The 22,703-nt window shown below is 65.9% G+C and carries 21 protein-coding genes; 14 read left to right on the top strand and 7 right to left on the bottom strand.

Features of this window, described 5'->3' with window-relative positions:
* Positions 1 to 32 precede the first annotated feature (32 nt).
* From DNX69_RS25735 to DNX69_RS25700, 8 genes are all read left to right on the top strand, one after another.
* Complete coding sequence (locus DNX69_RS25735) at positions 33 to 317, top strand: AbrB/MazE/SpoVT family DNA-binding domain-containing protein (protein WP_110788857.1); 285 nt, start codon at positions 33 to 35, stop codon at positions 315 to 317.
* On the top strand, positions 314 to 712 hold the full coding sequence (locus DNX69_RS25730; protein ID WP_110788856.1) for a PIN domain-containing protein: 399 nt from the start codon (positions 314 to 316) through the stop codon (positions 710 to 712). Before DNX69_RS25735 ends, DNX69_RS25730 begins: the two co-directional genes overlap by 4 nt.
* Positions 709 to 1,245: an HD domain-containing protein gene (locus tag DNX69_RS25725; protein ID WP_110788855.1), complete on the top strand. Its 537-nt coding sequence runs from the start codon at positions 709 to 711 to the stop codon at positions 1,243 to 1,245. Before DNX69_RS25730 ends, DNX69_RS25725 begins: the two co-directional genes overlap by 4 nt.
* Positions 1,242 to 2,954, top strand: coding sequence for an urease subunit alpha (ureC, locus tag DNX69_RS25720; RefSeq protein ID WP_110788854.1), 1,713 nt, complete (start codon positions 1,242 to 1,244; stop codon positions 2,952 to 2,954). Before DNX69_RS25725 ends, ureC begins: the two co-directional genes overlap by 4 nt.
* A gap of 259 nt (positions 2,955 to 3,213) precedes the next feature.
* Positions 3,214 to 3,513: a putative quinol monooxygenase gene (locus tag DNX69_RS25715; protein ID WP_110788853.1), complete on the top strand. Its 300-nt coding sequence runs from the start codon at positions 3,214 to 3,216 to the stop codon at positions 3,511 to 3,513.
* Positions 3,514 to 3,550: 37 nt separating this feature from the next.
* Positions 3,551 to 3,850 (top strand): putative quinol monooxygenase, encoded by a 300-nt coding sequence (locus tag DNX69_RS25710; RefSeq protein WP_110788852.1) that lies wholly within the window; start codon positions 3,551 to 3,553, stop codon positions 3,848 to 3,850.
* A 158-nt stretch (positions 3,851 to 4,008) separates the two neighbouring features.
* Positions 4,009 to 4,590 carry an urease accessory protein UreE gene (locus DNX69_RS25705; protein ID WP_110788851.1) on the top strand — a complete coding sequence of 194 codons (582 nt, stop codon included), beginning with the start codon at positions 4,009 to 4,011 and terminating at the stop codon, positions 4,588 to 4,590.
* A complete protein-coding gene (locus DNX69_RS25700; protein ID WP_110788850.1) occupies positions 4,580 to 5,302 on the top strand; it encodes an urease accessory protein UreF in 723 nt (240 codons plus the stop codon). Before DNX69_RS25705 ends, DNX69_RS25700 begins: the two co-directional genes overlap by 11 nt.
* Before the next feature lie 154 nt (positions 5,303 to 5,456).
* On the opposite strand, the gene DNX69_RS25695 is transcribed toward DNX69_RS25700, so the two are convergent.
* Entirely contained in the window at positions 5,457 to 7,019 is a 1,563-nt protein-coding gene (locus DNX69_RS25695) for an AMP-binding protein (protein ID WP_110788849.1), read from the bottom strand.
* Positions 7,020 to 7,103: 84 nt separating this feature from the next.
* On the opposite strand from DNX69_RS25695, the gene DNX69_RS25690 reads away from it, so the two are divergent.
* Together DNX69_RS25690 and DNX69_RS25685 are read left to right on the top strand one after the other, a co-directional pair.
* Complete coding sequence (locus DNX69_RS25690; RefSeq protein ID WP_207803191.1) at positions 7,104 to 8,093, top strand: NAD(P)H-dependent flavin oxidoreductase; 990 nt, start codon at positions 7,104 to 7,106, stop codon at positions 8,091 to 8,093.
* 79 nt (positions 8,094 to 8,172) lie between these two features.
* A complete protein-coding gene (locus tag DNX69_RS25685; protein ID WP_110788848.1) occupies positions 8,173 to 9,225 on the top strand; it encodes an alcohol dehydrogenase in 1,053 nt (350 codons plus the stop codon).
* A 109-nt stretch (positions 9,226 to 9,334) separates the two neighbouring features.
* Here the strand turns inward: DNX69_RS25685 and mobA are convergent, their stop codons facing one another.
* A complete protein-coding gene (gene mobA / locus DNX69_RS25680) occupies positions 9,335 to 9,955 on the bottom strand; it encodes a molybdenum cofactor guanylyltransferase MobA (protein WP_110788847.1) in 621 nt (206 codons plus the stop codon).
* 127 nt (positions 9,956 to 10,082) lie between these two features.
* Here mobA and DNX69_RS25675 point away from each other — a divergent pair, with 127 nt between their 5' ends.
* Both DNX69_RS25675 and DNX69_RS25670 read left to right on the top strand, forming a co-directional pair.
* The gene (locus DNX69_RS25675) at positions 10,083 to 10,343 is read left to right on the top strand and encodes a sulfurtransferase TusA family protein (RefSeq protein WP_110788846.1); all 261 of its coding nucleotides are present in this window, start codon (positions 10,083 to 10,085) and stop codon (positions 10,341 to 10,343) included.
* 60 nt (positions 10,344 to 10,403) lie between these two features.
* Positions 10,404 to 10,799 carry a DUF6496 domain-containing protein gene (locus DNX69_RS25670; protein WP_110788845.1) on the top strand — a complete coding sequence of 132 codons (396 nt, stop codon included), beginning with the start codon at positions 10,404 to 10,406 and terminating at the stop codon, positions 10,797 to 10,799.
* A gap of 223 nt (positions 10,800 to 11,022) precedes the next feature.
* Here the strand turns inward: DNX69_RS25670 and DNX69_RS25665 are convergent, their stop codons facing one another.
* Positions 11,023 to 11,910 (bottom strand): Ku protein, encoded by an 888-nt coding sequence (locus DNX69_RS25665; RefSeq protein WP_110788844.1) that lies wholly within the window; start codon positions 11,908 to 11,910, stop codon positions 11,023 to 11,025.
* Between the two features lie 133 nt (positions 11,911 to 12,043).
* On the opposite strand from DNX69_RS25665, the gene ligD reads away from it, so the two are divergent.
* Entirely contained in the window at positions 12,044 to 14,794 is a 2,751-nt protein-coding gene (gene ligD / locus DNX69_RS25660) for a DNA ligase D (protein WP_110788843.1), read from the top strand.
* A gap of 95 nt (positions 14,795 to 14,889) precedes the next feature.
* Here the strand turns inward: ligD and DNX69_RS25655 are convergent, their stop codons facing one another.
* Complete coding sequence (locus tag DNX69_RS25655) at positions 14,890 to 15,054, bottom strand: DUF3309 family protein (protein WP_013501467.1); 165 nt, start codon at positions 15,052 to 15,054, stop codon at positions 14,890 to 14,892.
* A 176-nt stretch (positions 15,055 to 15,230) separates the two neighbouring features.
* Here DNX69_RS25655 and DNX69_RS25650 point away from each other — a divergent pair, with 176 nt between their 5' ends.
* Positions 15,231 to 15,539 carry a polyhydroxyalkanoic acid system family protein gene (locus DNX69_RS25650; RefSeq protein ID WP_110788842.1) on the top strand — a complete coding sequence of 103 codons (309 nt, stop codon included), beginning with the start codon at positions 15,231 to 15,233 and terminating at the stop codon, positions 15,537 to 15,539.
* Between the two features lie 404 nt (positions 15,540 to 15,943).
* Here DNX69_RS25650 and treY read toward each other — a convergent pair whose 3' ends face one another.
* From treY to glgX, 3 genes are read right to left on the bottom strand one after another with little or no spacing between them, the layout of a single operon-like run.
* Positions 15,944 to 18,730: a malto-oligosyltrehalose synthase gene (gene treY / locus DNX69_RS25645; RefSeq protein ID WP_110788841.1), complete on the bottom strand. Its 2,787-nt coding sequence runs from the start codon at positions 18,728 to 18,730 to the stop codon at positions 15,944 to 15,946.
* Complete coding sequence (gene treZ / locus DNX69_RS25640) at positions 18,730 to 20,502, bottom strand: malto-oligosyltrehalose trehalohydrolase (RefSeq protein ID WP_110788840.1); 1,773 nt, start codon at positions 20,500 to 20,502, stop codon at positions 18,730 to 18,732. The genes treY and treZ overlap by 1 nt, the downstream gene beginning before the upstream one ends.
* Positions 20,499 to 22,580, bottom strand: a complete 2,082-nt coding sequence (gene glgX, locus DNX69_RS25635) for a glycogen debranching protein GlgX (protein ID WP_110788839.1) — start codon at positions 22,578 to 22,580, stop codon at positions 20,499 to 20,501. The genes treZ and glgX overlap by 4 nt, the downstream gene beginning before the upstream one ends.
* Between the last annotated feature and the right edge of the window lie 123 nt (positions 22,581 to 22,703).

Here is a 22,703-nt window from a genome sequence, read left to right as displayed (position 1 = left end):
AAGGCCTACCTTGGAAGTAAGGAGTTCGAGCGATGGCTTATAAAGCGTCCGCGACTGTCACCTCGAAGGGCCAAGTCACCTTGCCGGCCCCGATTCGCGAGCGGCTCGGGGTGGCGGCCGGTGACCGCCTCGACTTCGACCTGTCCGCATCCGGCAAGCTGACGGTCACGGCCGTCAAGCGACGCAGCATCTTCGAGAACTTCGACGAGGTACAACTTCCGCCGCGCGGCCGTGCCGCTACCCGCAAGGACATCGACGACGCGATCGCCGCTACGGTCGCCAGGAAATTTCCGCGGCCCGGTGGACGTCGGAGATGATCGCGATCGACACCAACGTGCTGCTGCGATTCTTCGAAGCGGACGACAACGCCGCGCAAACCGCCGCCGCGCGGGACGTGGTGCGGTCGCAAGGCAGTGTCTTCATCAATCCGGTGGTGCTGGTCGAGTTCGTCTGGGCGCTGCGTGCCTCGTTCGGGCTTGATCGGAAGGCGATCCATGTCCGGCTACAGCGCATCCTGGCGGCTCCGGAGTTCGTGCTCCCGTTCGGCTCCTCTATCGAGCGCGCTGTCGAGCAGTACGGCAAGGGAGCTGCCGACTTCGCTGATTGCGTGATCGGCGAACTTAACATCGCCTTGGGATGCGATGCGACCATGACGTTCGACAAGAAAGCGGCCAAGACGCCGTCGTTCCGAGTGCTAAGGGCCGCGTCATGACCGACCTTGTTCTCGTCTCTCGCGCCGCGGATTTCGCCGCGCGCTGTCATGCCGGGCAGCGGCGCAAGGGGGCGGCGCACGAGCCCTACCTCAATCATCTCGCCGAGGTTGCCGAGCTGCTGGCGGTCGCTACTGACGGCGGCGATGCCGCGCTGGTCGCCGCCGGCTGGCTGCACGACACCATCGAGGACACGGATACGAGCCGCGATAATCTGGTCGATCGCTTCAACGAGGACGTCGCTGCGCTCGTCGCCGAATGCACCGACGACATGTCGCTGCCGCGCGCGCAGCGCAAGCGCCATCAGGTCGAGCACACGCCGCATCTGACGCCACGCGCCCGCATGATCAAGCTGGCCGACAAGATCAGCAATGTACGTTCGCTGATCTTCTCGCCGCCCGACGAGTGGGAGCGCGAGCGGCTGGTCGATTATCTCGATTGGGCGGCCCAAGTCGCCGCCGGCTGCCGCGGCATCAACGAACGCCTCGATCATCTGTTCAACGAAACCGCCGCGCGCGCGAGGGCTGTGTTGTGAGCATCAGGATTGCACGTTCCGTCTATGCCGACATGTTCGGCCCGACCACCGGCGACCGCGTGCGGCTCGCCGACACCGACCTGATCATCGAGGTCGAGAAGGATCTCACCACCTACGGCGAAGAGGTGAAGTTCGGCGGCGGCAAGGTGATCCGCGACGGCATGGGGCAGTCGCAGGTGACCAACGCCGACGGTGCCGCCGACACGGTGATCACCAACACGCTGATCGTCGACCATTGGGGCATCGTCAAAGCCGACGTCGCGCTCAAGGCCGGGATGATCAGCGCGATCGGCAAGGCCGGCAATCCGGATATCCAGCCGAACGTCGACATCGTCATCGGCCCCGGCACCGACGTGATCGCCGGCGAGGGCAAGATTCTCACGGCCGGCGGCTTCGACAGCCATATCCATTTCATCTGCCCGCAGCAGATCGAGCACGCGCTGATGAGCGGCGTCACCACGATGCTGGGCGGCGGCACCGGCCCGTCGCACGGCACGTTCGCGACCACCTGCACGCCGGGGCCGTGGCACATCGGCCGGATGATCCAGTCGTTCGACGCGTTCCCGGTCAATCTCGGCATCTCCGGCAAGGGCAACGCCGCGCTGCCCGGTCCGCTGAAGGAGATGATCGAAGGCGGCGCCTGCGCGCTGAAGCTTCACGAGGATTGGGGCACGACGCCGGCGGCGATCGACAACTGCCTCACCGTCGCCGACGCCTACGACGTGCAGGTGATGATCCACACCGACACGCTGAACGAGTCGGGCTTCGTCGAAGACACCGTGAAGGCGTTCAAGGGCCGCACCATCCACGCCTTCCACACCGAAGGCGCCGGCGGCGGCCACGCGCCGGACATCATCAAGGTGGCGGGGCTGGAGAATGTTCTGCCGTCGTCGACCAATCCGACCCGGCCGTTCACCAAGAATACGATCGACGAACATCTCGACATGCTGATGGTGTGCCACCATCTCGATCCGTCGATCGCCGAGGACTTGGCGTTCGCCGAAAGCCGGATCCGCAAGGAGACGATTGCGGCCGAAGACATCCTGCACGACCTCGGCGCGCTATCGATGATGTCGTCGGATAGCCAAGCCATGGGCCGGCTCGGCGAGGTGATCATTCGCACTTGGCAGACCGCCGACAAAATGAAGAAGCAGCGCGGCGCGCTGCCGCAGGATTCGGCGCGCAACGACAATTTCCGGGTCAAGCGCTACATCGCCAAGTACACCATCAATCCGGCGATCGCCCACGGCGTCTCTAGGCTGATCGGCTCGGTCGAAAAAGGCAAGCTGGCCGACCTGGTGCTGTGGTCGCCGGCGTTCTTCGGTGTCAAGCCGGACTGCATCATCAAGGGCGGCAGCATCGTGGCGGCGCCGATGGGTGATCCCAACGCCTCGATCCCGACGCCGCAGCCGGTGCACTACCAGCCGATGTTCGGCGCGTTCGGCAAGGCGCTGACGGCGTCGTCGGTGGTGTTCACCTCGCAAGCCGCCGCCGCCGGCAATCTGGCCCGCGACCTTGGTATCGCCAAGACGCTTTATCCGATCAGCAACGTCCGCGGCGGCATCTCCAAGAAGAGCATGATCCACAACGACGCCACGCCGAAGCTCGAAGTCGATCCCGAGACCTACGAAGTCCGCGCCGACGGCGAACTCCTGACCTGTGCACCGGCCGAGGTGCTGCCGCTGGCGCAGCGCTACTTCATGTTCTGAGGGGCTTCTCGTTCATCAACACGGGCCTGAATGCGTGTCATTCCGGGGCGCCGCGAAGCGGCGAACCCGGAATCTCGATCCGCACCAACTTCGGGATTCCGGGTCTGCGCGCGTTCGCGCGCATCCCGGATTGACCGTCGCGCGGTGGTGCGTCGACGCGGTCGAGCCGCCCCTTTGCATCCCGGCCGCATCCGCCTAATGTCCCGCGCGCCGGCGCCATGTCCGGCCTTGCAGATAAAAACCGCCGGGAGGAATATTCGTGATCTATGTCGTCGCCACTTTGACCGTGAAGCCCGAGATGCGGGCAGAGCTGATCGCCGCCGCCAAGGATTGTATCGCCGGCACGCGCCAGGAGCCCGGCAACGTCGCCTACGATCTGCACGAGAGCGTCACCGATCCCACCCAGATGGTGTTCGTCGAACAGTGGGAAAATGCCGAGGCGCTCGGCCCGCACGGCAAGACCGAGCACTTCAAGGCATTCGGCCGTGCCGCTGCCAAATGCCTGATGGCGCCGCCGAAGATCGAGATCATCACGCCCGCCAAGGTCGACGTGAAGTAAGCGGTCTCGCGGCCGCCAACGAGAAGGGAAGATCCCCATGATCTACGTCGTCGCCACCACCCAGGTGAAGCCGGAGTCGCGTGACGCTTACATCGCGGGCGCCAAGGCCTGCATCGCCGAGACCCGCAAGGAAAAGGGCTGCATCGCTTACGAAAACCACATCTCGATCAACGATCCGAACACCTTCGTGGTGGTCGAGCGCTGGGAGACTCGCGAGGACCTCAACGCCCATGCCCGTGCGCCGCACATGAAGGTGTGGCGCGAACTGTCGACGCCGCTGAAAGCCTCGCCGACCGTGATCGAGATCATCAGCGACGGCAAGGTCGAGAAGTTCTGAGCAACCGCGCAAGGCGAGGGCGGTCCGGTGCGATCCGGATTTCCCTCGCCCGGAAAATGCTCTAGAGCTTCGGGCCTGTCCTGATCCTTCCGAAGCTCGGTGCCGTGGCTCTGTCCCCGCTGACCCCGTTGCTTCGCGTTTACTGCGATGAGCACTCCATGATCCGAGCCAGCAAAGTCTACGGGCAATATCACTTCACGGCACCGGCGGCCGACACCGTCGTGCTGACGTTCGATGATCGCCATCGCCGGCGGATGGCGATGACCGGCACGCGCGGCCTCGAATTCCTGCTCGACCTCGAACACGCGGTGGCGCTGCGCGGCGGCGACGCGCTGGTGCTGGAGGACGGGCGGCTGGTGGAAGTGGTCGCGGCGCCGGAGCCGCTGCTCGAGATCCACGGGCGGGATCCCTTGCATCTGGTGCGGCTCGCCTGGCATCTCGGCAACCGCCATCTGCCGACGCAGCTGATGGCCAAGGCGCTGCGCATCCGCCGCGACCACGTCATCGCCGACATGGTCCGCGGCCTCGGCGGCAAGGTGGTCGAGATCGAAGCTCCGTTCGATCCGGAAGGCGGCGCCTACGCACCGGCGCACGACAGCGGCGAGGCAGCGCACCCGCACCACGATCACGGTCATCATGGCCATGATCATCACGGTCACGATCATCATGGGCATGATGATCACGTCCATGATGAGCACTGCGGTCATTCGCACGGCCACTCGCACAAGCATGAGCACTGAGCCGGAGGCGTCGGCGCAGCCGCTGCCGGCGGAGCAGAGCGCCGCGCTGTTCCGGCTGATGACCTGGCTGTCGCCGGCGTTTCCGGTCGGTGCGTTCTCCTATTCCAGCGGCATCGAATGGGCGGTGGAGGCGGGCGACGTCACCGACGCCGCCAGCTTGCGCGATTGGCTCGACGCGATGCTGCAGCATGGAGCCGGCTTCTGCGACGCGGTGCTGCTGTGCCACGCCTATCGCGCCACCGAGCGACATGACGACGCGAGCCTGCGCGCCGTCGCTGAACTTGCCGCGGCGTTGGTGACTTCGGCGGAACGGCAGCTCGAAACGCTGTCACAGGGCCGCGCCTTCATCGAGATCGCCCGCAAGGCCTGGGACAGCGACGGCCTCGGCCGCGCGGTGGCGGTGTGCGGTGATGCGATCACCTATCCGGTCGCGGTCGGCCTCGTCAGCGCAACGCACGGCGTGCCGCTGCCGGCGACGCTGCACGCTTTCCTGCATGCGGTGACGTCGAACTGGATTTCGGCCGGGGCGCGGCTGATTCCGCTCGGCCAGACCGACAGCCAGCGCGTGCTCGCCGCGCTGGAGCCGTCGGTGATCGCAACCGGCAGCCGCGCGCTGATCGCCGCGCTCGACGACCTCGGCACCGCCACCTTCCGCGCCGACCTCGCCAGCCTGCGCCACGAGACGCAGTACACGCGGCTGTTTCGGTCGTAGTACCAAGCGTCGTTCCGGGGCGCTTGCGCAGCAAGCGAACCCGGAATCTCGAAGTTGTTTGCGGCACAGATTCCGGGCTCGCGCCTGGCGGCGCGCCCCGGAATGACGACGGCGGGTGATGAGAACGCGCTCGCACGAGGGCGAGTGATCAGAACTACCCCACCATCCGGTCGCGGCCAGCCCAGAAGCCGGCGCGCAGCACCTTCTTGTCGATCTTGCCGACGCCGGTCATCGGCAGTTCGGGGACGAACTGCACTGACTTCGGCGCATGCGCCGAGCCCTTGCGGGTCTTCACCAGCTCGATCAGTTCGCGCTCGTCGGGCTTGGTGCCGGGCTTGGCGACCACCACCGCAGTGACGGCTTCGCCCCATTTGTCGTCCGGCACGCCGACCACCGCGACCATCGCGACATCCTGATGCGCCGACAACACGTCCTCGACCTCGCGCGGGAAGATGTTGAAGCCGCCGGACACGATCATGTCCTTCTTGCGGTCGAGAATATACATGTAGCCGCGGTCGTCCTGCTTGGCGATATCGCCGGTATGCAGCCAGCCGCTCTTCAGCGTTTCGGTGGTCTGCTCCGGGCGCTTCCAATATTCCGCCATCACATGCGGGGCGCGCACGCAGATCTCGCCGGCCTCGCCGAGCGGCACTTCCTGATCGTTCTCGTCGAGAATCCGCGCATCGCAGGCCGCGATCGGGAAGCCGCACGACAAGAACAGCTCCGGCTGCTTCGGATCGTGATCGGCCTTGCGCAGCACCGACACCGGATAGCACTCGGTCTGGCCGTAGAGCTGCGAGAACACCGGCCCGATCCGCTCGATGCCTTCGACCAGCCGCGTCGGCGACATCGGCGAGGCGCCGTACAACACCAGATCGAGCGACGACAGATCGGTCTTCGCGAGCGACGGATGGTCGAGCAGCACATAGACCATCGTCGGCACGAACAGCGTGAAATTGATCTTCTCGCGCTCGATCGTCTGCAGCACCGCTTCGGGATCGAACCCCTTCATCATGTGGATGGTGCCGCCGCGGATCAGCGACGGCAGCACCTTGGTGCCGGCGACATGGCTGATCGGCGCCACTGTGAGATAGCGCGGATCGAACGGGATCTCGAAATCGGCCAGGATCGCGTTGGCGAAACCGGCGTTCTCGCGATGGTGGCGCAGCGCGCCCTTGGATTTGCCGGTGGTGCCGCCGGTGTAGTTCAGCACCGCGACGTCATCGAGCCGCGCAAAATCGCGCGGCGTGGCGCTGCCGGCCTGATCCAGCGCGATCAGCAGTTCGAGCCCGTAGTCGGCACGGCCGACGGTGAAGACGTGGCGCAGGCCGGTCGCCTGGGCGGCAAGCTCGCCGCCGCGCTCCAGGAAGGCTGCGGCGTCGACGATCAGCACCGCGGCTTCGGAGTCCTCGATTTGATCGAGCTGATCCTGGCGCGAGCCGAGCGGATGCAGCCAGGTGATGGCGAAACGGCAGAGCTGCGCCGCGACGCCGGCGCACCAGGTCTCGGCACGATTGGCGGTGAGCAGCGCGACCCGCGTGCCGGGCGGCAGGCCGAGCCCCATGAACACCTTCTGGATGCTGCCGATCATGTCGGTGGCGCCGCGATAGCTGAGGCTACCGCCGGGCCAAGCGAACGCGGTGCGCGAGGGATAGCGCGCCAGCGCCCGCAATGTCTGCGTGCCCGCGGTCGGAAAAGCGTTGAGCTCGGCAGTCATGGCGTTCGGCTCCCTTGTGTTTTGTCATCGGCTGTTGGGCGTGCCAATGTTCGGCTACCACATTAGCACGGCTGGCCACCGCCGATGCAAACAGAGCAGGAGGAAACTGCCGTGAAATCATCCGACCGTCTGGCGCGCTTCGGCGATCGTCTCAGTTTGCCGCTGATTGCGGCGCCGATGTTTCTGGTGTCGAGCGTCGATCTGGTGGCTGCGGCGTGTAGTAGCGGCGTGATCGGATCGTTTCCGACGGTGAATTGCCGTACGACGGAACAACTCGGTGACTGGCTCAGCGAGATTACCCGCCGAATCGCGTCGCACGAGCAGGCAAGCGGCCGGCGTGCCGCGCCGTGGTGCCCCAACTTGATCGTGCACCGCTCCAACGCGCGGCTCGGCGACGATCTGAAACTGCTGCTGCAGCATCGGCCGGAAGTGGTGATCACCAGCGTCGGCTCGCCGCAGCCGGTGATCGCGCCGCTGCACGATATCGGCGCGATGGTGCTGGCCGACGTCGCCAGCATCCGCCATGCCGAGCGGGCGGCAGCGGCCGGCGTCGACGGCCTGGTGCTGCTCACCGCCGGCGCCGGCGGACAAACCGGGTGGCTCAATCCGTTCGCCTTCGTGCGTGCGGTGCGGCAATTCTTCGATGGCGTGATCGTGCTCGCTGGCGGCATCAGCGACGGCGTCGCGCTGCGCGCCGCGATGACGCTCGGCTGCGATCTCGGCTATATGGGCACCAAGTTCATCGCCACCGAAGAGAGCCTCGCCGATCCGCGCTACAAGGCGATGCTGGTGGAGGCGAGCGCCGACGACATCCTGCTGACCAAAGCGTTCACCGGGCTGCAGACCAACATGCTGCGGCCATCGATCGTCGCCGCCGGGCTCGACCCCGACGATCTGCCGGAGCGCGGCGGCATCGACATCGGCAAGGATATCGATGTCGGCGCACGGGAGGATCGACCAAAGCGGTGGCGCGATATCTGGAGCGCAGGCCATTCGGCGTCGGGCATCGGCGGCGTCGTGCCGATCGCCGAGCTGGTGGCGCAGACCACGGCGGAATTCCGCAGCGCGGCGTAAGCTGCGCCGACCATCGACGGCCGTGCTTCGCCGTGGCATGCTTCGGCGATAAACAAGAACACTCTTGGGAGACTACGCCATGAGGAGCTTTCGCGTCACCGATTTCGGCAAGCCGCTGCGCGAAGACAACCGGCCGACGCCGGAACTGACCGGCACGCAAGTGCTAGTGCGGGTCAAGGCCGCGGGCGTCTGCCACAGCGATCTGCACATCTGGGAAGGCGGCTACGAACTCGGTCACGGTCGCAAGAAGCTGTCGCTGTCCGATCGCGGCGTCGCGCTGCCGCTGACAATGGGCCACGAGACCGTCGGCGAGATCGTCGCCGCTGGTCCCGACGCCAAGGACGCCAAGATCGGCGAGGTCGCGCTGGTGTATCCGTGGATCGGCTGCGGCGAGTGCGACGTCTGCAAGGCCGGCGACGAGAACATGTGCCTGAAGCCGCGCTTCCTCGGCGTGTATTGCGACGGCGGCTATTCGGACGAACTGATCGTACCGCATCCGCGCTATCTGCTCAGCCTCGACGGGCTCGATCCGGTGACCGCGGCGCCGTATGCGTGCTCCGGCATCACCACCTACAGCGCGCTGAAGAAGCTCGACTTCTGCCTCGACAGCCCGATCGTGATGTTCGGCGCCGGCGGTCTCGGGCTGATGGCGCTGGAGCTGCTCAAAGCAATGGGCGGCAGGGGCGCGATCATGGTCGATATCGACGCCGCCAAGCGCGACGCGGCGCAAAAGGCCGGCGCGCTCGGCACCGTAGACGCTGCGGCGCCGGACGCGCTGGCGCAGATTGCAGGCATTGCCAAAGGCCCGGTGCGCGGCGCGCTGGATCTGGTCGGCAATCCGCAGACCGCGCAGCTCGGCTTCGATTGCCTCACCAAGGGCGGCAAGCTGGTGATCGTCGGCCTGTTCGGCGGCGGCGCGCCATGGGCGCTGCCGTTCATCCCGATGCGCGCCATCACCATCCAGGGTAGCTATGTCGGCAATCTCGCCGAGACGCAGGAATTGCTCGACCTTGTCCGCGCCAAGAAGGTGTCGCCGATCCCGGTCACCAAGGTCGGGCTGCCGCAAGCCTACGACGCGCTGCTCGATCTGCAGAAGGGCAAGCTGGTCGGCCGCGCGGTGCTGACGCCGTAGCGGCGGCGCCACTTCCGTCATCGCGAGCGAAGCGAAGCAATCCAGCCTAGCGCTCGGCGCTGGATTGCTTCCTCGCTGCGCTCCTCGCAATGACGGCGGAGGCGTCGTGCTATTGATCGCCCGCCGCAATGCGCTCGGCTTCCGCGAGCTCCTCCGGCGTGTTGGCGTTGAAGAATGGATCGAACGGCGTCACCGGCCACTCCACCACCGCGCGCGGATAGCGCGCGGTGAAGCGTTCGACCTTGCGGATGTCCTCGTCGAGCAAGGCGGTTCGCAGCGCCTCGCGCAGCGCGACTGGCCACAGCGCGATCACCGGATGCAGATGGCCGCCGGACGCCGCTACGGCGATCTCGGCGTTCTCAGCGAGTCGGGCCCGATCCAGCCGGGCCACCAGATCGCGCGGCAGAAACGGACAATCACCTGGCACGGTCAACACGTGGTGCGCATCCGGCTGCACCGTCGCGGCCCAATCCATCGCTGCCAGCACGCCGGCGAGCGGGCCGGGGAAGTCGTGCACCGTATCGGCGATCACCGGCAGGCCGAAGCGACCAAACCGGTTCGGATCGCCATTGGCGTTGAGCGCCAGCGCGCCGCATTGCGGCTGCAGGCGCTCGATCACATGGGCGAGCAGCGGCCGGCCGGCGATCGACCGCAGCGGTTTGTCGCCGCCGCCCATCCGGCGGGCAAGGCCGCCGGCAAGGATCACGGTCGGTGGTCGAACATCAGCCATTGCGCACTCCGCGCCGCGTCGCGACTGCAGCGACGCCCGTGGTTAGCTCACCATGGCGCGGCTCGGCAATAAGAACGAGGCCGAAGGCGATTGACCGCGCGCCGCGGCTTCGTCATCGTCCGCCGCCATGGCCAAGACTGTTCTCGATCTCACCGGGCTGAAATGCCCGCTGCCGGTGCTCAAGACCCGCAAGGCGCTGCCGAGTCTGCAGGCCGGCGATCTCTTGGAAGTCCGCTGCACCGATCCGATGGCGCTGATCGATATTCCGGTGCTGATCGGCGAGACCGGCGATCGCATCACGTCGAGTGAACGCAGCGACGAGGTGATCGTGTTCGTCATCGAGAAGTGTGCGGGTAGCTCCGCTGTGGACGATTCGATGCGCGAATAGGACCGCGAAGGAACGATCGGCGGTCGCCATCATTGGTCTTCGTTCCATACGGAGGAGATCATGGCCCGTAAATATTCCAAGAAGGCGTCCGCCAAGGTCGGCCGCGCGATGAAGAAGCGCAAGTCCGGGACGCTGAAGAGCGGCGGCTCTGGCAAGAAGGTCAAGAGCCGCAAACAGGCGATCGCGATTGGTCTGTCGGAAGCCCGCGCCGAAGGCGCCAAGGTGCCGAAGAAGAAGACCGGCAAGAAGGCGTCGAAGACGTCGACCAAGAAGGCCACGAAGCCCGGCCGCAAGACCACGACGAAGACCACCAAGAAGACCACGAAGTCTGGCAGCAAGCGGACCGGCGCGAAGAAGTCGTCGGCGCGCAAGTCGTCGAAGTCATCCAGCCCGCGAAAATCGTCCGCCGGCAAATCGTCGAAGCGCAAGTCGGGGAAGAAGACGTCGTCGGACTAATTCACCTCCCACTCAAGCGCAAATCATTCCGGGGCGCCGCGCAGCGGCGAACCCGGAGTCTGGAGATTCAGCGCACCGGTGGCTCGGCCGCACAGCCGCAAGACAACTGTCATTCCGGGTTCGCGAGCTGGCGCTCGCGCCCCGGAATGACGGTGTGGGGCAAAGCGGCGAGGCGGCCTACGCTGTCAGAACAGCATTGTCGGACGCCCGATCCAAGCCAGCGTCACCCCGCCTTGCGCTGCCGCGCGTTGGAGCGGCGAGCTTTGGTGCTGGTGCGGGCGGAGGAGCGGGAGGCTTTGCGGCGGCTGTGGGCCTTGCCAGGCTTCGCCCCGGACTTGCCGCCTTCGAGGCTCTGCTTCAGCGCATCCATCAGGCTGACGACGTTGCTCTCCTTTTCCTCCGGCTCGGGGAGCTTGATCGACTTTCCGGAGGCCTTGCGCTTGACCAGCGCCTTCAGCGCGGTCTCGTACTCGTCCTTGAATTTCTTGGGATCGAAGTGCGCCGCCTTGGTATCGAGGATGTGGCCGGCGAGTTCGATCATGTCCTTGGAGATTTTCGGCGATTTGATGCCGTCGAAATACTCGTCCGCATCGCGCAGCTCGTAAGGGTAGCGCAACGTGGTTGCGAGCAGGCCCTTGCCGAGCGGTTCGATCGCCAGCACGTGCTCGCGATTGGTCAGCACGATGCGGCCGAGCGCAACGCGACCCTTGTCTTTCATTGCGTCGCGGATCACCGCGAAGGCGTCGGTGCCGGCCTTGCCGTCCGGCACGATGTAATACGGGCGGTCGAGATAGCGCTGATCGATCTCATCGGCCGGCACGAAGCTGTCGATGTCGATGGTGTGAGTGCTCTCGATCTGTACCGCGTCGAACTCGTCCTTCTCGATCTCGATGTACTTGCCCTTGCGCACCTCGTAGCCACGCGCCTTCTGGTCCTTCTCGACGACATCGCCGGTGCCTTCGTCGATCATCTGCTGCTTCAGCCGGTTGCCGGTTTCCGCATTGATCATGTGGAAGCGCGTCTTCTCGCTGCTGGTCGTGGCCGGATACAGCGCGACCGGACAGGTGACCAGCGACAGCTTCAGCGTGCCCTTCCAATAGGCGCGAGGCATGGGAATTCTCCGAGGGCTCGAGGTGTCGCGACCGGGCGGTCAGGACGATGCTATCATGGGTGGAACTTGAACGGGCATCCCGGGTTTTGGTTCCGACCACGCCCAAGCCAACGGCGGTGAGTAAGGAGCGACGGTGGCCAGCAACAAGCTCAGCATCTACCGCAAGAAACGCGATTTCGAGCAGACCGCGGAGCCGCGCGGCGACGCCAAGGTGGCGCCGTCGAAGCAGCGGCGGTTCGTGATCCAGAAGCACGATGCCACCCGTCTGCACTACGACCTGCGCCTCGAATACGGCGGCGTGTTCAAGTCGTGGGCGGTGACCAAGGGACCTTCGCTCGACCCGCACGACAAGCGCCTCGCCGTCGAGGTCGAGGATCATCCGCTCGACTACGGCGACTTCGAGGGCACGATCCCGAAGGGCCAGTATGGCGGCGGCACGGTGCAGCTCTGGGACCGCGGCTATTGGGAGTGCGACGATCCCGAGCGCGGCTTCAAGAAGGGCGATCTGAAGTTCACCCTGCACGGCGAGAAGCTGCATGGCAGCTGGGTGCTGGTGCGGATGCGGCACGACCGCACCGGCGGCAAGCGCACCAATTGGCTGCTCATCAAGCACCGCGACGACGACGCCCGCGAGGGCGACGCCAACACCGTGCTCGACGAAGACCGCTCGGTCGCCTCGGGCCGCGCCATGGAGACGATCGCGGAGGGCAAGGGCAAGGCACCGAAGCCGTTCATGCTGCGCAAGGCGGTCGCGAAGGTGACGGCGGACGCGGTGTGGGATTCCAGCAGCGGGCTCGCCGCCGACAAACGGGCGGAGAGAGCCGACAGCAAACCGCCCATCAAGGCGAAGGCCAAGATCAAGACCGAGACCAAGACCAAAGCTGCCAAGTCCGCCAAACCTGCGGCGCGTGGCAAGCGCGCGGCGATGCCGGGCTTCGTGCCGCCGCAACTCTGCACCTCGGTGGAGCGGCCGCCCGGCGGCGAGGGCCGGGGCCACGAGATCAAGTTCGACGGCTACCGGATGCAGCTCCGCGTCGAGCAAGGCGAGGCCAGACTGCTGACGCGCAAGGGCCTCGACTGGACCGCCAAATTCGGTGCGATCGCGGAAGAAGCGGCATCGCTGCCGGATGCGATCATCGACACCGAGGTGGTGGCGCTGGATTCGCACGGCCAACCGGATTTCGCGGCGCTGCAGGCAGCGCTCTCCGACGGCGATACCGACAATCTGATCTGTTTCGCGTTCGACCTGCTGTATGCGGAGGGCGAGGATCTGCGCCGGCTGCCGCTGTCGGAGCGCAAGGAGCGGCTCGACGCCTTGCTGAAGGCCGCGCGCGGCCGTCGCAAGGAAGGCCTGATCCGCTATGTCGAGCATTTCGAAACCGGCGGCGATGCCATTCTGCAGTCGGCCTGCAAGCTGTCGCTCGAAGGCATCGTGTCGAAGAAGCTCGATGCGCCGTATCGCTCCGGCCGCAGCGATGGCTGGACCAAGGCGAAGTGCCGCGCCGGCCATGAGGTGGTGATCGGCGGCTGGAAGACCACGAACGGCAAATTCCGCTCGCTACTGGTCGGCGTGCATCGCGGCGATGATCTGGCCTATGTCGGCATCGTCGGCACCGGCTTCGGCCAGGATGTCGTCAAGCGCATCCTGCCCGAGCTGAAGGCGCACGAAGCGGACAGCAGCCCGTTCAGCGGCGCCAATGCACCGAAGAAGACTCGCGAGATGCATTGGGTGACGCCAGATCTGGTCGCGGAGATCGAGTTCGCCGGCTTCACTGGCGGCGGCATGGTACGGCAGGCCTCGTTCAAGGGATTACGCGCCGACAAGCCGGCTGCGGAGGTCGAAGCCGAGGAGCCGCAGCGGGTCGAGCTCGCCGAGCCGAAACCGACGCGTAGCGCCGGCAAGGCCTCCAAGAAGCCTGCGAAGAAGACCGCCAAGAAAGCGGCTACCAAAGCCGCAGCACCGCGGAGGGCCGATGCAACCCGCTCCGAGGTGATGGGCGTGGTGATCTCCAAGCCCGACAAGGAGCTGTGGCCGGCAAGCGAGATCAGCGGCCCGATCACCAAGCGCGACCTCGCCGATTATTTCGCCGAGGCCGGCGACTGGCTGATCGCGCACATCAGGGGACGGCCGTGTTCGATCGTGCGCGCGCCCGACGGCATCGACGGCGAGCATTTCTTTCAGCGCCACGCCATGCCGGGAATGTCGAACCTGATCAATCTCGCCAAGGTCTCGGGCGACCGCAAGCCGTATGTGCAGATCGATCGCATCGAAGGCCTGATCGCGGTGGCGCAGATCGGCGGGGTCGAGCTGCATCCGTGGAACTGTGCGCCCGATCGCTACGACGTGCCCGGACGCCTGGTGTTCGATCTCGATCCGGCCCCCGAGGTCGGATTCGACGAGGTGATCAGCGCCGCCAAGGAGATGAAGCAGCGGCTCGAAGCGCTGGGGCTCGCCACCTTCTGCAAGACCACCGGCGGCAAGGGCTTGCACGTGGTGGTGCCGCTGAAGCCGGACGACAGCATCGATTGGAAGGCGGCCAAGACCTTCGCGCAAACGGTGTGTGCGCAAATGGCCGAGGACAGCCCCGAGCAGTATCTGCTCAACATGTCGAAGCAGAAGCGGAAGGGTAAGATCTTCCTCGATTACTTGCGCAACGACCGGATGTCGACGGCGGTCGCGGTGCTGTCGCCGCGGGCCCGCACGGGCGCCACGGTATCGATGCCATTGAGCTGGGCGCAGGTGAAAGCCGGGCTCGATCCGAAGCGCTACACCATCGAGACTGTGCCGGCGCTGATCAAGCGCGCCAAGGCATGGGCGGACTACGACGCCGCAGAAGCCCCGCTGAAGCCGGCGATCAAGGCGCTGACGTCGGGCCGGAAGTAAGGGAGCGGAAGCAGCGACCGGTTCTGGAAGCGCGATGGCCGGGCGCTGAAGCCCGGCCACAATCGTTCGATCAGCAAACGGAACGATGCCGTGCGTCAGATCTTGCCGAGCAGCAGCAGGATCAGCAGGATCACGATCACCAGGCCGAGACCGCCGCCGCCGTAGTAACCGGTACCGTAGAACGGTCCGCCGCCGACGCCGGTGAAACCGCCCAGCAAGGCGATGATCAGGATGATCAGGATGATAGTGCCGATGGACATCTCGCTCTCCTTGTCGCGGCGGATCGCCCGAGTGCTCCGCCTGTCGGGGAAGAGAACACGGCGTCAGAGTGAAGGTTCCGCGGCCGAAACTCGGCACGGCGCGCGAGGCCCTGTTGTTTTCGCAATGCTCGCCTAGATAGGGAGTAACGATCAGCTCCAATGACGAGGACGTCGCGATGTCAGCTCCGCTTGTCGTATCGATTCCCCATCGCCTCGGCCGCGCCGAGGCGCGCCGCCGGCTGCAGACCGGCCTCAGCCGCGCGGCGATCAACGTGCCGGTTTTGAAGGTGGATGAGGAGACCTGGCGCGGCGACCAGATGTTGTTTCGCGTCCGCGCGCTGGGCCAGGTCGCGGCCGGCCACGTCGACGTTGCCGAAGATCATGTGCGGCTCGAAGTGCATCTGCCGTGGCTGCTGCAGAAATTCGCCGACGCAGCGAAGGTCGTGATTCAAAAGCGCGGTCATTTGATGCTGGACAAGAAGTAATCGGCGTGTGCGCTGCACGAGAAATTGTGGCGCTGCAGCAAGTAGTTATTCGATGTTGTGCGTTAATCTTCAAGTAAGCGAATCTTGAAATTCTGTCTGTGCGGGTGAGGGAACCGGTTTTCCTGATCGGCACAAACCCCGTCAGGCCGTCCGGCTCCAGCTCCCGGGCGGCCTCGGCGTTTGTGGGGGACTCGCAATCGTCCAACCATCCCATCGCCTTCTGGTGCTGAACCACGTCTCCCGGGGTCATTCCGGGGCGCGAGTAGCGCGAACCCGGAATCTCGAAGCGAGCAGGGCTTCGCGGGAATGGGTGCAGGCAGCAGATTCCGGGTTCGCTCGCTGCGCGCGCGCCCCGGAATGACGGGGCAGCATTGGTTGGATAGCGGTTGTGACCGCGCGCCTGCTCAGCCGCGTCGTGCGCGCTTCGATCCGGCAATCCGAGCGCGGCGGACGGCGACCGGGATGTGGCCGAACAGGTCGCGCAGCGGCAGTTCGCCGGTGCTGTTCTCGCCCTCGGCGGTTTCGACCACATAGCCTCTGCTATCCACCGCACCATCGAAGGCGTTGCCGATCGGCCATTGCCGACCTTCGCCGGACAGCGTCGCGAACACCTTGCCGACCACCACGATCAGGGCCTCGGTGCCGCGGGTGCGGGCGAACGCGATGGTGTGGTCGCGGTGCGGGCCCGAGACCGCGAGCGGGCGATAGTCGCCATCGGTGAACAGCTCGGCGTGCTCGCGCCGCAGCTGCAGCAGATGATGGGTCCAGGCCAGCTTGATGCGGCCGTCGTTCCAATTCGCGATCAAGTCGTCCCAATGGGGCTCGTCGGGCAGTGCCTCCAGCGCTTCGGCGCGCGCGGCGAAATCCACCGGCCGGCGGTTGTCGGGATCGACCAGCGAGAAGTCCCAGAACTCGGTGCCCTGATAGAAGTCCGGCACCCCCGGCATGGTTGCTTTCAGCGTCACCTGGCTCAGGCTGTTCAGCGCGCCGAGCAGCGACAGCCGCCGGTGCAGGCTTTCGACCGATTCCAGGAACGCGCTCGACACTGAGGGATCAAGAATGCGGTCGATGAAGGTGCGCACGCCTTCTTCGTAAGCGAGGTTGGGGTTGAGCCAGTTGGTCTCCTGCTTGCCCTCGCGCGCGGCCTTCAGCGCGAAGCCCTGGAAGCGATCGGCGAAGTCCGGATCCGGCGTCAGCGGCCAGGCACCGAGCAGCGCCTGATACAGCATGTATTCGAACGCCGCCGAAGGCGCGCGCATTTCGTTGTCGATCACCAGATGCGGCGCGTTCAGCACTTTCCATTTCGCCACCAGACCGGCCCATTCGCCGGGCATCTCGGCGAGCGCGAGCAGCCGCGTGCGGGCGTCCTCGCCGCGCTTGGCATCGTGGGTCATGGTTGCGGTCATGCCGTGCGGCCAGTCCTTGGCGCGGCGCTGCATGAGCGCGTGGAAGGCGACGACCGGCAAGTCCGGCGCGGCGGGATCGCCGCCGACTTCGTTCAGCGCCAGCAGCCGGTGATAGCGATAGAACGCGGTGTCCTCCAGCGACTTCGCCATGGTCGGCCCGGTGAACTGCTGCACCTTGAGGGCGAAGTGCCGCACCCGCTGTTTGGAATGCAGCGCTCGACCCGAACCGACGAGGTCCATCGTCAGCGCGTCTTTGAGGAAGTCGAAGATGCCGTCATCGGCGCCGAACCAATCGGCCCGCGCTTTCGCGATGGTGTCCTCGATCAGCTCGCGATCGAGCCGGGTCGGGCCGCTGCCGGTCAGATAGGTGCGATACACCGGGAAGTGCAGCACGTAGAGTTCGAAGGCTTGGCGCAGGTTGTCGGCGGAGAAGTCGCGGGTCGAATAATGGCCAGAGGCGATCCGCGCCAGCAGCCGCGTCAGAACGGTGAATTCGCTGAGCAGCAGCGTCTCCAGCACCCGGCGCTTGGCCGCCTTCAGCACCGGATCGAACGCCGGCGAGATGTTGCTCACCTGGCGCCAGACTTCCTCCAGCGGCTTCAGCCCGGAGCCGTCGAGCAACACACGGGTGATGACGTTGAGCCATTCGTAGCCGGTGGTGCCGTGCACGCCGGCGAAGCGGTACAGCTCTTCGCCCTCGCCGAGGATCTTCTCGATCACGGTATAGAGCGGCGGTGCGTCCGGCCCCTGCGCGTCGCGCGCCAGTCGGCGCAGCCGCTGGAAATACTGCGCCGGATCGCGCAGGCCGTCGATGTGGTCGAGCCGCAGGCCGTGGAGCTGACCGTCGGCGAGCAGCTTCTTCACGCGGCTGTGGATTGCCGCGAAGGTCGCGGCATCCTCGACCCGCAGGCCGGCGAGGGTGTTGACGTCGAAGAACCGGCGATAGTTGATTTCGCTCGATGCCAGCTGCCAATGTCCCAGCTTGTAGTGCTGGCGCTCCAAGAGATTGTGCAGCGCCTGGATTTGAGAGGTGCGGCCTTCGCCGGCCCGGTAGGCGTCGAGTCCGCGCGCGATCAGTTCGGCCGCGCCCGGTATTGCCTTTAGCGCCGCCTTGAATTCCGGTGCCTCGGCGCGCGAGGGGCGGCGCAGCCCGGTGTAACGCGCGGCGAGTTCCAGGATCGCCCGGCCCGCATCGGTCTCGGCCGCATCGGCCTCGCGCACCACGGCGCGCAGGATTTCGCTGTAGCGCTGCGGCGCGATCGGGAGCCGGTGTTCATAGTACCAGGCCGACAGGCTGCCGTCGCCGGAATCGTACCGCAGCTCGATGTCGCCGTTTTCCAGCGCCTTGCCGTAAGACGAGCCGATGATCGGCAGCAGTACGCCGCCGCGGGTGCGAAACGGCAGCATGTCCCAATCGATGTCGAACGATGCCGCGTGCGGCGAGGCCGGTCCCCATTCCAGGACGTCAAGCCACCACGGATTGTCCGCGTAGTGCACGCCGACATGGTTGGGCACGAAGTCGAGGATCAGGCCGATGTCGGCCTGCTGCAGCGCTGCACTGAGCCGCGCAAAACCCTCTTCGCCCCCGAGCTCGGGATTGAGCCGGGTGTGGTCGACGATGTCGTAGCCGTGGGTCGAGCCCTTGCGCGCCTTCGTGAACGGCGACGCATAAACGTGCGAGATGCCGAGTCGCTTCAGATAAGGGACGATCGCGGCGGCTGAACCGAAACCGAAATCGGCAGTGAGTTGCAGGCGATAGGTGGCAGTCGGTATCGCAGGAGGCATTAGGGATGCTCGAGGCGCCAGGACACCGCCCAAGGCGGAATGATCCGGGTCCAATCGCCGCCCCATAAAATAGTTCCCGCCGCGGACGGCGTGCCGCCGTCGTGCTCCTGGTCCGACAGATTGGCGACGAGGTCGAGGGTGGTGCCGTCCGCCAGCCGCCATTGCGCGGTCAGCAGCCCACCCTGCGTGATCTCGGCGGTGCCGAAGCGTGCGCCGGCCAGCCGTGGCACGATCGCGTTGCGGCGGACCTGTAGCAGCCGCGACACCAGCGCCAGCCGCTGCGCGCCGTCGCCGCCGTCGCGTTCGCGCCAGTCGAGCACCGCGCTTCTGAACGCATCCTCGCTGAGCGGGTCGGGGACTTCGTCGCCGTATTTTTCATAGGCGCCGGCAAACTCCTTGCGGCGGCCGGCGCGCACCGCTTCGGCGAGATCGCCGTGGAAGTCGCAGAAGAACGGAAACGGCGCCTTCGAGCCCCATTCCTCACCCATGAACAGCATCGGCACGGTGGGCGCCAGCAGCGTGATTGCCAGCGCCGCCTCGATCGCCGCCGGCCGCGTCAGGCTTTCCAACCGGTCGCCGAGCGCACGGTTGCCGATCTGGTCGTGGTTCTGCAGGAAGTTGACGAAAGCCAGCGGCGCCAGGTCGCCGCTCGGCTCGCCGCGCGCCACGCCGCCGCGATGCGCCGACGGCTCGCCCTGATAGACAAAGCCGGAGCCGAGCGCGCGGGCGAGATGTTGCAGCGGCGCGTCGGCGTAGTCGGAATAATAGCCGTGGCGTTCGCCGCTCAGCGCAACGTGCCAGGCGTGGTGATAGTCGTCGTTCCACTGCGCCCGGTATTGGCCGCGCGGTGGATCGGTGATCGGATCGAGCACCGCGGCGATGTTATCGTCGTTCTCCAGCACCAGATGGATGTGCCGGCCGGTCTCGGCGGCCAGCTTGCCAGCCTCGCGCGACAATTCGTGCAGCATCGGGATCTCGCCCTGATCGGGGATGGCGTGCACGGCGTCGAGCCGCAGACCGTCGAACCGGTAGTCGCGCAGCCAGTGCAGCGCGTTTTCGATCGCGAACGCGCGGACCTCGGGAGCGTAATAGTTGATCGCGTTGCCCCACGGCGTGTGCGAGTCCGAGAAGAAGCCGGGCGCGTAGCCGCCGAGGTAATTCCCCTCCGGGCCGAAGTGATTGTAGACGACGTCGAGAAACATCATCAGGCCGCGGGCATGCGCTTCGTCGATCAGCTCCTTGAGGTCTTCGGGTCGGCCGTAGGCGCTGTCCGGCGCATACCACAGCACGCCGTCGTAGCCCCAGTTGCGCTGCCCGGGGAAGTCGGCGAGCGGCATCAGCTCCAGCGCGGTGATGCCGGTGGCGACCAGATGGTCCAGCCTGTCGATCATCGCGCGGAAGCTGCCTTGGGGCGTGAAGGTGCCGACATGGGCTTCCAGCAGCACGGTCTCGGCCCAGGGGCGGCCGCGCCAATCTTCGGCGCGCCAGTCGTAAGCAGCGTGGTCGATCACTTCGCTCGGGCCGGCGATGTCGTCGGGCTGAAACAACGAGCCGGGGTCCGGCACCTCGAGTTCGCCGTCGATGCGGAAGCGATAGCGAGTGCCCCCGCCGAGCCCTGCGATCTCGGCCCGGTACCAGCCGGCCTCGTCGCGCCGCATTGGACGCGTGGCGCCGCCGTCCAGCATCACCTCGACCGTCTGGGCATTCGGCGCCCACAGCCGGAATTCGACGCCGCCCGCCGTAATCCGCGGTCCAAAGCTGCGGCCGCTCATACGGTCACCCCGGCGAAAGCCAGCACCGAGCGCGGCGGTGCAGAGCTGATGCTGCCGAATTTCAGTGGCGCGACCTGGACGGTGTCCTTGGTGGTGTCGAACAGCTGGTGCCAGTTCGGATAGTCCGTGGTCTTCGGCAGATGGAAATCGATCGCCTCGGCGCCGGAATTCAGCACTATGAAGATGGCGTCGCCGCCGGGCTCGCTCGGGCTCAGCATGTAGGCGAGGAATCGTCCGTCCGGAAACGCCCAATCCTGCTCGGTCATCTCCGCGGCCGACGGCGTGAGCCACAATACCCCGTAACTGCCGTCCGCGCGCCTTCCGTCGAGCCAGCGCCGCGAGCGCAGCTGCGGAAAGCGGCGGCGGATGTCGGTCATCAGCCCGACGAACTCGACCATGTCGTCTTCGGTGTTGGTGCCGTCCCAGCCGACCCAGCCGATCTCGTTGTCCTGGCAATAGGCGTTGTTGTTGCCGGACTGCGAGTTGCCGACCTCGTCGCCGGCGAGCATCAGCGGCACGCCCTGGGCCAGGAACAGGCAGGCGAGCTGGTTCTTGCGGAGCTGGCGGCGCAGGCGGAGGATCTTCGGATCGTCGGACGGGCCCTCGACGCCGCAATTGATGCTGTGATTGTCGTTGGAGCCGTCGCGATTGTCCTCGCCATTGGCGAGGTTGTGCTTGTGCTCGTAGCTGAACAGATCGGCGAGCGTAAAGCCGTCGTGGACCGTGACGTGGTTGATGCCGGCGCGCGGCATCCGGCCGTCGCGGTTGAACATGTCGGACGAGCCGGTCATCCGCCGCGACACTTCGCCGATCAGGCTGCCTTCGCCGCTCCAATAGCGCCGCATCACGCTGCGGTAACGGTCGTTCCACTCCGACCATTGCGACGGAAACGCGCCGACCTGGTAGCCGCCCATGCCGAGATCCCATGGCTCAGCGACGAGCTTGACGCCGGCGAGCACCGGGTCCTGGCGGATCGCGGTGAAGAACCCGCCCTTGCGGTCGAAGCCGTTCGGGCCGCGCGCCAGCGTCGTGGCGAGGTCGAAGCGGAAGCCGTCCACGTGGCAGACCTCGACCCAATAGCGCAGGCTGTCCATCACCATCTGCAGCACGCGCGGATGGTTCAGATTGACCGAATTGCCGCAGCCGGTGAAGTCGTCGTAGTAGCGCGGATTGTCCGGCTTCAGCCAATAATACGAGGCGTTATCGATGCCGCGGAACGACAGCGTCGGGCCCAGATGGTTGCCTTCGGCGGTGTGGTTGTAGACCACGTCGAGCAGCACTTCGATGCCGGCATCGTGCAGCCGCGCCACGGTGGTGCGGAACGAGTCGAGCGGGTTGTCCTTGTCCGGCGCGTAGCGTGCCTCCGGCGCGAAGAACGAGATCGTGTTGTAGCCCCAGTAGTTCACCAGCTTCTTCTCGACCAGGATTCGGTCATCGACAAAGCCGTGGACGGGCAAAAGTTCGATCGTGGTGACGCCGAGCCGCTTGAAATGTGCGATCATCGACGGGCAAGCGAGGCCGCCGAATGTGCCGCGCAGGCCGGGCGGGACGTCGTCGCGGAGCTGGGTGAGCCCTTTGACGTGGGCTTCGTAGATGATGGTGTCTTCCCAGCGCACCCCGGGGCGGGTTTCACGCCGGCCGCTGCCGACGGTCTCGTCGACCACCACCGCTTTCGGCATGCCGCGAGCATTGTCGCGGCGGTCGAACGACAGGTCTTCGCGCGGCGAGCCGGTGCGATAGGCGAAATGCGCTTCGCTCCACACCAGCCGTCCGCTCAGGCGCTTGGCATACGGATCGAGCAGCAGCTTGTGGGCGTTGAAGCGATGGCCGCGGTCGGGATCGTAGGGCCCGTGCACTCGGTAGCCGTAGAGCTGACCCGGCGAGACGTCGTTGAGATAGCCGTGCCAGACGTCTTCGGTCCGTTCCGGTAGCTCGATCCGCTCTAGCTCGCGCCGGCCCTGGGCGTCGAACAGGCAGAGTTCGACCTTGTGAGCGTTGGCGGAGAATAGCGCGAAGTTGGTGCCGCGCCCGTCCCAGGTCGCTCCGAGACGGAGGTCGGTTCCGGCGGTGAGGCGCATAGCGAGTGTCCCGATCAAGAAGTTCGCATAGCCTGCGATTGTCTTTGTTAGCGAACTTCGGAATCGAAGGACACTAGTAAATCTGCTTTTCCGCAACAGCAGTGTGCAAAACGCCATGCGATG

Origin of the sequence: Rhodopseudomonas palustris, assembly GCF_003226555.1 — a bacterium.
GTDB lineage: Bacteria > Pseudomonadota > Alphaproteobacteria > Rhizobiales > Xanthobacteraceae > Rhodopseudomonas > Rhodopseudomonas palustris_I.
This window is presented reverse-complemented; position numbering and strand designations above follow the sequence as displayed.

What these genes read in the sequence shown, in the direction of transcription:
- DNX69_RS25735 (WP_110788857.1), top strand. Translation starts at nt 33, where the DNA reads ATGGCTTATAAAGCGTCCGCGACTGTCACCTCGAAGGGCCAAGTCACC.
- DNX69_RS25730 (WP_110788856.1), top strand. Translation starts at nt 314, where the DNA reads ATGATCGCGATCGACACCAACGTGCTGCTGCGATTCTTCGAAGCGGAC.
- DNX69_RS25725 (WP_110788855.1), top strand. Translation starts at nt 709, where the DNA reads ATGACCGACCTTGTTCTCGTCTCTCGCGCCGCGGATTTCGCCGCGCGC.
- DNX69_RS25710 (WP_110788852.1), top strand. Translation starts at nt 3,551, where the DNA reads ATGATCTACGTCGTCGCCACCACCCAGGTGAAGCCGGAGTCGCGTGAC.
- DNX69_RS25705 (WP_110788851.1), top strand. Translation starts at nt 4,009, where the DNA reads ATGATCCGAGCCAGCAAAGTCTACGGGCAATATCACTTCACGGCACCG.
- DNX69_RS25700 (WP_110788850.1), top strand. Translation starts at nt 4,580, where the DNA reads ATGAGCACTGAGCCGGAGGCGTCGGCGCAGCCGCTGCCGGCGGAGCAG.
- DNX69_RS25695 (WP_110788849.1), bottom strand. Translation starts at nt 7,019, where the DNA reads ATGACTGCCGAGCTCAACGCTTTTCCGACCGCGGGCACGCAGACATTG.
- DNX69_RS25690 (WP_207803191.1), top strand. Translation starts at nt 7,104, where the DNA reads ATGCAAACAGAGCAGGAGGAAACTGCCGTGAAATCATCCGACCGTCTG.
- DNX69_RS25685 (WP_110788848.1), top strand. Translation starts at nt 8,173, where the DNA reads ATGAGGAGCTTTCGCGTCACCGATTTCGGCAAGCCGCTGCGCGAAGAC.
- mobA (WP_110788847.1), bottom strand. Translation starts at nt 9,955, where the DNA reads ATGGCTGATGTTCGACCACCGACCGTGATCCTTGCCGGCGGCCTTGCC.
- DNX69_RS25675 (WP_110788846.1), top strand. Translation starts at nt 10,083, where the DNA reads ATGGCCAAGACTGTTCTCGATCTCACCGGGCTGAAATGCCCGCTGCCG.
- DNX69_RS25670 (WP_110788845.1), top strand. Translation starts at nt 10,404, where the DNA reads ATGGCCCGTAAATATTCCAAGAAGGCGTCCGCCAAGGTCGGCCGCGCG.
- DNX69_RS25665 (WP_110788844.1), bottom strand. Translation starts at nt 11,910, where the DNA reads ATGCCTCGCGCCTATTGGAAGGGCACGCTGAAGCTGTCGCTGGTCACC.
- DNX69_RS25655 (WP_013501467.1), bottom strand. Translation starts at nt 15,054, where the DNA reads ATGTCCATCGGCACTATCATCCTGATCATCCTGATCATCGCCTTGCTG.
- DNX69_RS25650 (WP_110788842.1), top strand. Translation starts at nt 15,231, where the DNA reads ATGTCAGCTCCGCTTGTCGTATCGATTCCCCATCGCCTCGGCCGCGCC.
- treY (WP_110788841.1), bottom strand. Translation starts at nt 18,730, where the DNA reads ATGCCTCCTGCGATACCGACTGCCACCTATCGCCTGCAACTCACTGCC.
- treZ (WP_110788840.1), bottom strand. Translation starts at nt 20,502, where the DNA reads ATGAGCGGCCGCAGCTTTGGACCGCGGATTACGGCGGGCGGCGTCGAA.
- glgX (WP_110788839.1), bottom strand. Translation starts at nt 22,580, where the DNA reads ATGCGCCTCACCGCCGGAACCGACCTCCGTCTCGGAGCGACCTGGGAC.